Annotated in this window: 10 protein-coding genes and 1 pseudogene; all 11 read right to left on the bottom strand. The window is 43.2% G+C overall.

Annotated elements, in window-relative coordinates:
- Window positions 1-29: 29 nt before the first annotated feature.
- A pseudogene (locus PW220_RS10395) lies at window positions 30-152 on the bottom strand (YSIRK-type signal peptide-containing protein); the annotation flags it as partial.
- A gap of 300 nt (window positions 153-452) precedes the next feature.
- The gene (locus tag PW220_RS03150) at window positions 453-2,045 is read right to left on the bottom strand and encodes a degradosome RNA helicase CshA (protein ID WP_248054647.1); all 1,593 of its coding nucleotides are present in this window, start codon (window positions 2,043-2,045) and stop codon (window positions 453-455) included.
- 204 nt (window positions 2,046-2,249) lie between these two features.
- Window positions 2,250-2,954 carry a hypothetical protein gene (locus tag PW220_RS03145; protein ID WP_248054649.1) on the bottom strand — a complete coding sequence of 235 codons (705 nt, stop codon included), beginning with the start codon at window positions 2,952-2,954 and terminating at the stop codon, window positions 2,250-2,252.
- Between the two features lie 13 nt (window positions 2,955-2,967).
- Window positions 2,968-3,846, bottom strand: coding sequence for an ATP-binding cassette domain-containing protein (locus tag PW220_RS03140; protein ID WP_248054651.1), 879 nt, complete (start codon window positions 3,844-3,846; stop codon window positions 2,968-2,970).
- Window positions 3,847-4,006: 160 nt separating this feature from the next.
- A complete protein-coding gene (locus PW220_RS03135) occupies window positions 4,007-4,585 on the bottom strand; it encodes a YitT family protein (protein WP_248054653.1) in 579 nt (192 codons plus the stop codon).
- 97 nt (window positions 4,586-4,682) lie between these two features.
- Window positions 4,683-5,066, bottom strand: coding sequence for a PH domain-containing protein (locus tag PW220_RS03130; protein ID WP_248054655.1), 384 nt, complete (start codon window positions 5,064-5,066; stop codon window positions 4,683-4,685).
- Window positions 5,067-5,151: 85 nt separating this feature from the next.
- On the bottom strand, window positions 5,152-6,753 hold the full coding sequence (locus tag PW220_RS03125; RefSeq protein ID WP_248054657.1) for an ATP-binding cassette domain-containing protein: 1,602 nt from the start codon (window positions 6,751-6,753) through the stop codon (window positions 5,152-5,154).
- Window positions 6,754-7,211: 458 nt separating this feature from the next.
- Window positions 7,212-8,756: a peptide chain release factor 3 gene (locus tag PW220_RS03120; protein ID WP_105125606.1), complete on the bottom strand. Its 1,545-nt coding sequence runs from the start codon at window positions 8,754-8,756 to the stop codon at window positions 7,212-7,214.
- Between the two features lie 144 nt (window positions 8,757-8,900).
- Window positions 8,901-9,587 carry a YwaF family protein gene (locus PW220_RS03115; protein WP_248054659.1) on the bottom strand — a complete coding sequence of 229 codons (687 nt, stop codon included), beginning with the start codon at window positions 9,585-9,587 and terminating at the stop codon, window positions 8,901-8,903.
- 252 nt (window positions 9,588-9,839) lie between these two features.
- Window positions 9,840-11,201, bottom strand: coding sequence for a UDP-N-acetylmuramoyl-tripeptide--D-alanyl-D-alanine ligase (locus PW220_RS03110; RefSeq protein WP_248054661.1), 1,362 nt, complete (start codon window positions 11,199-11,201; stop codon window positions 9,840-9,842).
- Window positions 11,202-11,281: 80 nt separating this feature from the next.
- Window positions 11,282-11,653, bottom strand: a complete 372-nt coding sequence (locus PW220_RS03105; RefSeq protein ID WP_248054663.1) for an OsmC family protein — start codon at window positions 11,651-11,653, stop codon at window positions 11,282-11,284.
- Window positions 11,654-11,719: the final 66 nt, after the last annotated feature.

The following is an 11,719-nucleotide window of genomic DNA, read 5'->3' as shown; positions in this document are numbered from 1 at the left end:
ACCTTACTCCCCGCACCCAAGACCAGCGATACCCCTAAAAGTACACTGGCAGCACCAAAATGAAATTTCCTGATTGAAAACCGCTGTCTTGCAGCGTACCAATCGAAACCTTTCTTGCCTTTTTCATAAAAGGGCTCCTTTCTATATATCAATATTTACCTTTAATAAGCATACATATAATATCATTTTGTAAGTATTTTTTCAAGGGAATATGTGTAAGTATAAGTAAGTCTAATAGACCATAAGCTGGGCTTATAGGATATATATATATGCATAGGTATGTTTTTTTATTTATTTACAGATGTCCAAATTTCTTTTTATTTCAATAAAAAGACAATCACTGGAGCTTTTTTATATTTGCTTATATTTTATGAGTTATTAAGCAAGTATATTTTTGGTAAATAAAAAAGAGTATCCCCCTTGAGGAAATACTCCTTGTATAAATATACTTTTTATCTCTCACCCTTATTGCGAATTACAAAGCCTGTTTGCTTTTCACTTGAAGTGCGTTGGTGTGGTTTTTTGTTGTCCTGACGGCGGTTGTCACGCTTGAACTTGTCATCACGACGGTTGCGGTCGTTACGATCACCACGGCGTCCTCCACGGTCTCGGTTACGGTCACCCTCACGACGGCTACCACGATCACGATCACGGTCACGATCGCGACCTCCACGTCCACCCTTGCCCTTGGCTTGACCAGGAGCAAACTTGAATGGCAGTGGTTTTTCACGTGCGATTTCTACTTCTGGCAAGCTATCCGGATCTTGGACTGTCAAGGTCAATACATAAAGTGCTAATTCTTCAGGGGTAAATTCAGCCGCTAACTGAATAGCATCTTTCTTGAACTTATCGAAATTGCTACGGATGGTTTCATCCGCCATTTCACGCTCAATTTTTTTCAAAGCAACTTTCTTCTTGGCTTCAAATGCTTCCTGAGCCGTTGCAGGCTTGAGACCTTTCATACGTTTCTTGGTCAAATCTTCGATGATTGCCAAGTAGCCCATCTCGTTTGGCGAAACAAAGGTAATGGACTGACCTGATTGACCCGCACGACCTGTACGACCGATACGGTGCACATAGCTTTCTGGGTCCTGTGGAATATCGTAGTTATAGACATGCGTTACACCTGAAATATCCAATCCACGCGCCGCAACGTCCGTCGCAACAAGAACATCAATCTGGTCATTTTTAAAATCACGGATAACACGAAGACGCTTATTCTGATCCAAATCTCCGTGAATACCTTCTGCACGGAAGCCACGCAGTTTCAAACCACGAGTTAATTCATCAACACGGCGCTTTGTACGACCGAAGACGATAGATAATTCAGGCTGGTCTACATCCATAAGGCGTGTCATGGTGTCGAATTTTTCATTTTCTTTGACACGGATATAGTATTGGTCCACGTTCACATTGGTCAATTCCTTAGCCGCAATCTTAACGTGCTCAGGCTCTTTCATGAACTTGACACCGATGCGCTTGATTGGCTCTGGCATGGTTGCAGAAAACAGTAGGGTTTGACGGCTTTCTGGCACACGTTCGATGATCGCTTCGATATCATCCAAGAAGCCCATGTTAAGCATTTCATCCGCTTCATCAAGAATGAGGGTTTCAACACCATCAAGCTTGAGAGCCTTGCGTTTGATCAAGTCCAGAAGCCGACCAGGCGTACCAACTACGATATGAGCACCAGAACGAAGGGCCTTGATTTGTTTTTCAATGCTAGAACCACCGTAAACCGAGCGAACTTTTACTCCTTTTTCACGGCCAAATTTGAAGAGTTCCTCTTGACTTTGCACCGCCAACTCACGCGTTGGGGCAATAATCAAGGCCTGAACAGCTTGATTGTCGATGTCAATCTTGTTGAGGGTTGGCAGACCAAAGGCTGCTGTTTTCCCTGTCCCCGTCTGGGCCTGACCAATCACATCTTTACCCTCAAGAGCAAGCGGAATGGTCTGCTCCTGGATTGGTGACGGCGTTTCAAAACCAGCCTTCTCAACGGCAAGCAAAATGTCTTCTGATAGATTTAATTCAGTAAATTTCAATGTATTCTCTTTTCTAAAAGGCAGTGCGAAGCTACCTTATCTCACTTTTTTTGTAACAACTATTTCCACTGGCAGCGAACTAACCAGTATCAGACTTGCAACTTACCTAGTATAACACATTCTCAGCATTAAGGTGAGGATTTACCTTGGAAATCAAAATAATACGTTTTCACAAAAAGCAACCTCTCTCGAGATTGCCTATTCTTACTTCAATTCCTTTTTTGAAAATAGCAGAGCACCGCAGATGAAGTAGCCCAAACTAAAGACCCGTGCCAAGATTGACGGCCAAGAGAGCAAGTTCTCCAAGTCAGCCGCTACAGATACTTGTGAAAACATCATAAAGTCCGCAAAAAAATCCGTTTTAAGAAGAATGCCTGTCGCCATCATGAACAACTGATCAAACAAGAAGGCAATCAAAATATAGACCATGTAAGCCTGATAGATTTTTGGGAAAATGACAAACATGATTGTACAAAAACTAGCAATCACAATATAGAAAGGCAACTGATAAACAAAACCTTCTAAAAGAACCCAATAATCTGCCGCCCCATTCATCATCTGACGAGCAAAACCAGTCAGCATATAGGCAAATAAGACATAGAAGACACAAAGTCCCACACTAGACAACCACTTGTGAGTAAAAATCTTCAAACGGTTCTGGGTACGCACCAGACTATTATTGACTGTCCGAAACTGGAAATCCTCCCCAAAGAAAATCTTGGCTGGTGCCACAAAAAAGAGAGGCAACAAGTTTGTCCAGTTAGACAGAATATCCTCAGCCCCTACAGAAGTCAACTCCTTACTACTGCTATAAGCCAAAATCAGACTGAGGACAATCAAGATTGCCAGACTAACCAAGGACAATCTTTCCTTACGAATACGATACCAATCTGCTTTCACCAAATTCATTTTCCACTTCCTCCTAGTTCAACAAGCTCAAATAATACTCTTCCAAATGCTGGCCCTGACGGTAAATCTCCAGAATTTCAATCCCTGATTGACCAACCAAATCAATAAGAGATTGAACATGTTCATCCGCATCCAAGACCAAACCAGCCTCTTCCAAACTAACTTCCAGCCCCTTTTCTTCCAAATAAGCCTTCACAGCTGCATTATCCGCCGTATCCAGATAGAGCTTTCTCGCCACGACCGCTGCCAAATCAGCCCTGGTCAGATCACGAATGACCTTGCCCTTGTGCATGATGACAAAACGATCTGCCAACAACTCCAACTCCGACAAGATATGACTAGAAATCAGGACCGTCATTCCGTACTCATCCCGCAAGCGCAAGATAATGTCACGCACTTCCTTGATCCCAGACGGATCCAAACCATTGATCGGCTCATCCAAAATCAAAAACTCTGGAAAGTCAATGATCGCTAAGGCAATGGACATCCGCTGCCGCATCCCAAGAGAAAAATTCTTGACCTTCTTCTTCCGATCCACATCCCCCAGACCAACCAAGTCCAGCACTTGCTTGATACGCTCCGTTGGATTTTCTAAGGACAATTGCAAAGCTGCATACATAAGATTGTCCCAGGCAGACATGTTGGGATACAGAGTAGGCGACTCAATAATAGCCCCCATCTTCACTGGTTTTGGATAGACCAGTTGACCAGCCGAGGGAAAAATCAGCCCTGACAAGATTCGGATCAGAGTTGTTTTCCCCGCACCATTTTGCCCAACCAAGCCACAAATCTCTCCACGCTGGATGGCGAAGGATACCTGATCTACCGCAGCCTGCTGACCATAGACCTTACTCATCCCCTCAATCCGCAACAAAACATTCTCTCTATTCATACAAGTCTCCTTTTTTGTATCTTTGTTTTGATGTCTTAATTGTATCACACAAACAATACAGCGTCAAGTCAAAAAAATAAAAAAGTTTGGAAAGAAGCCAATTCAAAAAATAAAACCTATACTCACCGTCCAGTACTGACTGGTGAATACAGGTTCTATCCTATTTCCATTTGGTCAAACACAAGTCTAAGGATTTACTGATAAGAAAGACCATAACCAGGGTCCAAAACGTTTTGGTCCAACCAATTTTAAAAGCCAAGGGTGTCACCACCAAAATATCAAAAATCAAAATAACCCTTGTAATCTTCCAATTGAAATATTTGTTACATAATAGGGCAACAATGTCACTGCCTGCTGTTGAGCCATTTCCTTTAAGAACCAAGGCCATGGACAAACCTGTCGCTAAACCAGCTACTATAGCAGAGGGAATAAGCGGAAGCCATTGGGCTTGTAGAAATCTTGTCACATACATGGTCACCGACATAGAACCCACTGCCAAAAAAGTATAGAAGACCCTTACTCTACTCAAAAAACGGTAGGCCAAAACAAGGAGAACACCGTTGAATATAAAACTTGTTACCCCTGCTTCCATGCCCAGAGTGTAGTAGAAAAGCAAGGCCACTCCTGTAATACCTCCCTCTCCAAATTCATGCGGGATGATGAGCATATTCAAGACAAGGGCATACAAGATCCCACCCAGAACAATCAGCAAACAATCTTTCAATCTAATGCGTGACATATAAACCTCTACTCTTGTGGTCTATATTTAGTATATCAAAAAAAGTAGAAAGCGGATACACTTTCTACTCCTTATAAAGATATATTTTATGATTAAATTATTTGGCCAAAACTGCAGAAGCCAAGGCTTTTTGAATGGCGATCACACTCTTGTCACTCTTGAATTGGAGGGTTTCCGCAGGCTCTGCCGCAGAGGAAATCCAAATCTTGAGCTCAGCATCCAAATCAAAATGACCAGAAGTCTCGACCGTAAAACGCGAGATCGAACGATAGGGAATAGACTTATATGAAACCTTCTTACCAGACATTCCTTGCTTGTCCACCAAGATCAAACGGTGTTCTGTGAAAACAATCAAATCGCGAACCAAACTAAAGGCCATCTCCACCTGTTCCGCATCCAGAAGGATGTCTGCCAACTCTTGCTCTACCTTATCATTATTCATCTGCGAGGCATTGCCCATCAAACCTGAAAACAAACCCATTTGTTTACTCCTTTTTTACTTTTCCTTATTTTACCGAAAAATTTGGAATAAAAAAGCAAAAACCCCAGAAGAGTTTTTGCTGCTGTCAAACTGATAGATGAACCTGCTCATCAAAGAGGGCTAAAAAACTTTCCTCCTGAGAGTGTGTCACAACAATCACCAGTTTGTCCCTTATTTTCTCGAGACTATCTGCAATCAATTGTTCGCTTTGAGAATCTAAGCCTGTTGTAGGTTCATCAAATAAAAAGACCTCTGCATCACGGTAAAGGGCACGCGCCAAATCAAACCGTCTCTCTTCCCCACCTGATAATTGCTGAGAAGAGGTCAAGAGAGTAGCAAATCCATCTCCCTGCCGATAGAACCAGTCCTCTAAACCAACTTGCCGCAAGCAACCCATTGCTTTATTCTCATCTAAAGGCGCAAACAAGGTCAAATTATCCCCGATGCTAGCTGTAAATAGATTGGTTTTCTGCGGTAGGTAGTAAATTTTCCGAAAGAGGGCAAGCTGATCCAGTTCTGCCAGATTCCTCTGGTTGACCAGGACTCTTCCAGCCTCTGGTTTCTGAATCCCCAGCAAGAGGCGGAGCAAGGTCGTCTTCCCACTCCCGCTCTTGCCCAAGATAGCGTATTTTTTATTGGCTTGGAAACGATAGGAAAACCTATCAAACAGACGGTGGTTATTTTGCTCAAAACTAATAGCATCCAAGCTGATGCTGTCAATGGTTTCAGTCAGTTTCACTTTGGCTTCATTTTCCTTGGATGTTCCCTGTAGAATTGTGGTCAAATCTGCCACAACCGTCCGACTAGAAAGATAATCCGTCAGCAAGCCTGACATGGTTTGGATAGGACCTGCCACAGTTCCCATCAGGGTTGTCATAGCAATCAAATCCGAAATGTTCAGCAGACCTTGAAAAACAAATATCCCTCCAATAATCCAGGAACCTGAATAGACCACGCTGCTCAAACTGTAGGAAACCGCATAGGTCTGGGATTGTTTTTGGGCAAAACGGTTGGCACGCCTGGTGTATTCCTGATTGGATGCCGCCAGCTTTTCTTGAAAAACTGGCGTGATGGTGCTGATGCGGATGAAAGAAAGAGCTTCTACAAACTCACTAAACAAGGTAAGATAGGCATTTTTCTCCTCTTGACTGTCCTTTGTCGCACGAGCTAAAATCCCCTTATTTATCACCGGAGCCAAAAATGGAATAAAGCAGAGCGCCAACATGATTATAGCCATGGTTCCTTGAAGGTAGAGAGCCCCAATCAAGGAAAAACTAAAGACCAAGATGCTTGTCACCATGGATAGGAGCGGCGTTAGATAGGTAGTTTCCAAGATATTCAGATGATGAACCAAGACATGGACCTTATCTGCCTGATTGTCTTTTGCTGCCTCTCCTAAGTCCTCACGCGCATAGACAGTCACTAATTGATTGCGCGTCTCTTCCATAATCTGATTGATTGCCTTAAACTTGAGACAGCGGGGCAGGTAATCAAAATAGCCATCACATAAAAAGAATACCACTGCAATCACTGAACTGGTCACAAATGCCTTCTGGTCACCAGATAAGGCCGCTTCCGAAACACGCGCATAAATAAAACCCGTTGCTGCTAAAATCAGAGCATAGACCACCGACACAGCAGTATAAGCAACTACTGCCAACTTGCATTTTCTAAGGTAGTAAAACACCGTTCAAACCTCCAATCCATTTCTGTTTATTTAATCATAGTATATTATAATACATTTTTCGGAGTATAACCAAATTTTTATGAAAAAAGCCAGGACCTGCCTGACTTCTTATAGAATTGATTGGATTAGCTGAAGATGGAAACTGAAGTTCATCGAAGCGACTTAACGAAGTTTTAACTTGATTTTCAAAGCTGAACAGCTGTAAACTGACTACCGTCAGTTCCCATCTCCCACTAGTAGAAAAGGGCCACTGGACCTTAGCCATTGGTAAGCCGACTGCTGTCGGCTCTTATCTCCAACCTTTCACCTCGCTTGACATCTCAAGGCTCGGGCTGAAACAGTTCCCCGAACAAGCCTCGCTGTTATATTTTTTAGCTCGGGTTTCTATGGTCACTTTTTCGTTTTATGGTGACCAGCTGAAACAGTTCCCCAAACTGTTTCACTCCCCCGGACTGTTGTTACATCTTCTCTTCCAACTCCACATCTGGATACTTGTCCGCGAACCAGCGGAGGGCGAAGTCGTTTTCAAAGAGGAAGACGGGTTGGTCAAAGCGGTCTTTGGCTAGGATGTTTCGGCTTGATGACATGCGTTCATCCAGGTCTTCTGGCTTGATCCAGCGGACTGTCTTTTTACCCATTGGGGTCATGACTACCTCGGCATTGTACTCGCCTTCCATGCGGTGTTTGAAAACTTCAAACTGGAGCTGACCAACGGCACCCAGCATATACTCACCTGTCTGGTAGTTCTTGTAGAGCTGGATAGCACCTTCTTGCACCAGTTGCTCGATTCCCTTATGGAAGGATTTTTGTTTCATGACGTTTTTAGCAGAAACTTTCATGAAAATTTCAGGGGTGAAGGTCGGTAGCGGTTCGAATTCAAACTTGTTCTTGCCTACAGTCAAGGTATCTCCTACCTGATAGGTCCCTGTATCGTAAACCCCGATTATGTCACCCGCTACTGCATTTTCCACATTCTCACGAGCCTCAGCCATGAACTGGGTCACGTTGGACAACTTGGCTCCCTTGCCTGTACGAGGCAGGTTAACCGCCATACCGCGTTCAAATTCGCCTGAAACCACACGAACAAAGGCAATGCGGTCGCGGTGACGAGGGTCCATGTTAGCTTGGATTTTGAAAACAAAGCCTGAAAAGTCTTTGTTGAGCGGGTCAATCACGTCCCCTGTCGTTGTCTTGTGACCATGTGGCTCTGGAGCAAATTCCAAGAAGGTGTCAAGGAAGGTCTGCACACCAAAGTTTGTCAGGGCTGAGCCGAAGAAAACAGGTGTCAAATCGCCGTCCAGAATCGCCTGCTCTGAAAATTCATTTCCAGCTTCCGCCAAAAGTTCAATATCATCCAGAACTTGTGCATAGAATGGGTTAGAACCAAAGAGCTTGTCTCCCTCATCCAAACTTGCAAATCGCTCCTCGCTTCGGTAGAGTTCCAAGCGTTTGTTATGAAGGTCATAGAGACCCTCGAAAGATTTCCCCATACCGATTGGCCAATTCATTGGATAGCTGGCAATGCCTAAAACTTCTTCCAACTCCTGCAATAAATCAAGTGGCTCACGGCCATCACGGTCCAACTTGTTGATAAAAGTGAAAACAGGAATGTTGCGGTGCTTCACAACCTCAAAGAGCTTTTTGGTCTGGGCCTCGATACCCTTGGCAGAGTCCACCACCATGACAGCCGCATCCACCGCCATCAAGGTCCGATAAGTATCCTCAGAGAAGTCTTCGTGCCCTGGTGTATCTAGGATATTGACCCGCTTGCCTGCATAGTCAAACTGCATAACAGAGGAAGTAACAGAGATACCACGTTGTTTCTCAATATCCATCCAGTCAGACTTGGCAAAGTTACCAGTCTTTTTCCCCTTGACCGTACCTGCTTCACGAATTTCCCCACCAAAGTAGAGCAACTGCTCGGTAATGGTGGTCTTACCCGCGTCCGGGTGAGAGATGATGGCAAAGGTGCGGCGTTTCTTGATTTCTTCTTGTAGTGACATGATCGTTATTCCTTTTTCTTTGGTCCATAGCAGAGCTGACTTCTTCTTTTGCCTACCAAATCAAAAGAGTACAAAAAAAGAGAGCAACTACTGCAACTCTCTTATTATATCGGAAATAATGGAATTTTTCAAACACTTGGAAAGTCATTCTTGGAGCAGATAGACTAATTTCTTTTTCCAATATAATTGGAACCCTGCCTGAACAGAACTAATTAAACATGATATCATTAGTGAAAGTAGGACAAAATTGAACCAAGTCTCTTGGCTATTGACTATGGGTAAGCGAGTCAAATAACCATAATTACCTTTTGTCAACCAATTAACAAAAAGCATGACCAGATGAAGCATGACTGTCAGTGACAAACGCTCCCGTCTTGAAAGACTGAATTGATATCCCTCTGTCAAAATATAAGACAAACTCAACACTGCTAAAGCATAATGACCAACCACAAAGGTAAAGAAGGTCAGATGTGGAAAAGGAAAGGGATCGAAGACCGGGTAAATAAAAGCCACCAAGGAACCAATGAGACCAAGATAGGAAAAGTAGAGTTTCAAATCTCCCTTCCTAGCAAACAGTAAAAATAATATGGCTAGTCGACAATGATAAAAGGGTAAACTTTCAGATAGGGGAAAATCAGCCCAAACATACCAAGTATATAGACTAACCACTTGAAAAAGTAAAATTGTCCAAAAGAAACGGTTAAACCAAGTTTTAGTATAATATCGCGTGGTCAAGTAAAGCAAGATAAAAAGCAGTAGCAACAAGCCAAGGTGAGTAAATAACCCTAGATGCGGGCCATGCGAAACTTGATTAGTAAAAAAATCATTCATACTTTCTCCCCCTAAATCCTTTCTAACCATTCAAATCAAAGGTAGTATATCAAATTTTATAAATGTTTACAAGCTGGATTAAAAAATTAGGATGTCAACTAGTAGGATAATAATGATCATAACCTGTAAATTCTAATTTCCATGTCTGGCCATCTTTCTATGTTATTAGAAAATACCTTAGGTTCTTGACGAAAAATAAAATATGACGGAACTTCCCCCCTATAAAAAGTAGGAGAAATTCAATCATATTCACTATTTTGCTAATTCTTCCACCACTTTAGCCAACTGCATTGAGTTAGAGCCCTTGAGCAAGATCTGATCATTGGTTCCTAATACTGACTGAACCTGTTTAACCAGTTCTTCAAATTGGTCCTGCTCTGCATTTTTCCTAAAGAAATAGACTTTTCCAATCGGAAACATCTGACTAGCCAGCTGGGCCAATTCTTCAATATCCTGACCGTAGAAGATGACGGTGTCCAGCACATCAGGCGACAGGGACAGAATTATTTGATTATGAAGCTCAACCGACTGACTGCCAAGTTCTTTCATGTCTGCTAACACAGCAATTTTCTTACCGCCTTCATTGGCTGGAATACTAGAGAAGGTTTCTAAAATCAAGCGCATGGCTGTTGGATTAGCATTGTAAACGTCGCTGAGAATATCTGCTCCATTTGCCGCCTTCTTCCACTCGGTGCGGTTGCGGGTCAAGTTTAGACTGGCTAGAGCTGACTTGATTGCCTCATCAGGCACACCCAAGGTCTTGCCCACATAGCTCGCTACCATAGCATTGGTGGCATTGTACTTGCCCGTTACTGGTAGGAAAATGTCACCGTCCATAAAGTTGACGGTAAAAGTCAAGCTATCCTTGCTCTCGACCAGACTGGTCACCTGCAAGTCTGCCTGCTCACCAAAGCGGATGAGCTCTACATGACTAGGTAAAAAGCTATCCGCAATCGGATCTGCAGGAATTAGAAGTTTACTACCATCTATCATACCGTCCGCAATCTGCAATTTGCCTTTGGCAATCTCTTCTCGCGAGCCGAAAAATTCCAAATGGGCTTCGCCAAATAGAGTAACAACCGATAGACTTGGTTTGGCAATTTCAGACAAGAGATGAATATCTCCCAAGTGGTCTTGTCCCATTTCCAAAACCAGTTTTTCCGTATCATCTGGCATATGGAGAACTGTGTAAGGAAGTCCGATTTCGTTGTTATAGTTGCCTTGTGTTTTATAGGTCTTGTAAGTCGTCGCCAGAACATCGTGGATCATATCCTTGGTAGTCGTTTTACCATTTGAACCAGTTACCGCAATGACTTCTACTCCCGTTTTTTCTAGGTAGTAGGTAGCTAATTTTTGTAGGGCAGCCAGGCAGTCGTCCACTAGAATGTGGGGAAAATCAAGGCTGACTTCAGACAGGGTTACCGCGCAGCCATTTTCAAAAGCAACAGGAATAAAGTCATGGCCGTCACGCGCTCCTTTGAGGGGAACAAAAAGATCCCCTTCTGTAATCAGGCGACTGTCGAACTCCACCTTGTTAAGGGCTCTATCGGGATAAAGACTAATATCATTTTTTGCGCCCAAGACTTGAGCAATTTCATGTAGGGTTAATTTCATGTATTTCTCCAATAAACTAAAAAAGAGCTTTCGCTCTTTCTATTATATCATTTTTTAGCTCATGTGAAAAAAAGTTCATCCTAGTCTAACAAATCAAACTCGACATGGTAGCTGATATCATCACGCAAGAGGGCTTTAACCCGACACTTTTGGTCAACATAGGCCAAGATTGCTGCCTGCTTTTCGGCTGAAACCTGCTCAGCCAAGGCAATTTTCAGATCAAATTTTCTGTCTTCCAACTGGCAAGCTACTTGAACAGGCATAGTTTTATTGCCCTCTTGGCTGGCATAATAGCCCTGCACACACATGGTCACACAGGCAGCCAAGCCGATATTGACTAGACTAACAGGCGTTTCTCCCTTAGCAGTCACACCAAAAGTACGAACGGGGTCCCCGTAGCCTTGAGAAAGGGCCTGAAATAGACCTTCTCCTGTTACTGTCGTTTGATACATAAACACCTCCAGATACTTGTCCCCATTCTATTCCTATTTGCCCCTCTTTGCAAGAAAAAAGATTGG

Source organism: Streptococcus sp. 29892 (assembly GCF_032594935.1).
GTDB classification, from domain to species: domain Bacteria; phylum Bacillota; class Bacilli; order Lactobacillales; family Streptococcaceae; genus Streptococcus; species Streptococcus hyiners.
The sequence above is the reverse complement of the archived record's forward strand: the minus strand, read 5'-3'. Positions and strand labels throughout refer to the sequence as shown.

Coding starts and splice junctions, on each gene's coding strand:
- PW220_RS03145 (WP_248054649.1), bottom strand. CDS start 2,954: ATGAATTTGGTGAAAGCAGATTGGTATCGTATTCGTAAGGAAAGATTG.
- PW220_RS03140 (WP_248054651.1), bottom strand. CDS start 3,846: ATGAATAGAGAGAATGTTTTGTTGCGGATTGAGGGGATGAGTAAGGTC.
- PW220_RS03135 (WP_248054653.1), bottom strand. CDS start 4,585: ATGTCACGCATTAGATTGAAAGATTGTTTGCTGATTGTTCTGGGTGGG.
- PW220_RS03130 (WP_248054655.1), bottom strand. CDS start 5,066: ATGGGTTTGTTTTCAGGTTTGATGGGCAATGCCTCGCAGATGAATAAT.
- PW220_RS03120 (WP_105125606.1), bottom strand. CDS start 8,756: ATGTCACTACAAGAAGAAATCAAGAAACGCCGCACCTTTGCCATCATC.
- PW220_RS03115 (WP_248054659.1), bottom strand. CDS start 9,587: ATGAATGATTTTTTTACTAATCAAGTTTCGCATGGCCCGCATCTAGGG.
- PW220_RS03110 (WP_248054661.1), bottom strand. CDS start 11,201: ATGAAATTAACCCTACATGAAATTGCTCAAGTCTTGGGCGCAAAAAAT.
- PW220_RS03105 (WP_248054663.1), bottom strand. CDS start 11,653: ATGTATCAAACGACAGTAACAGGAGAAGGTCTATTTCAGGCCCTTTCT.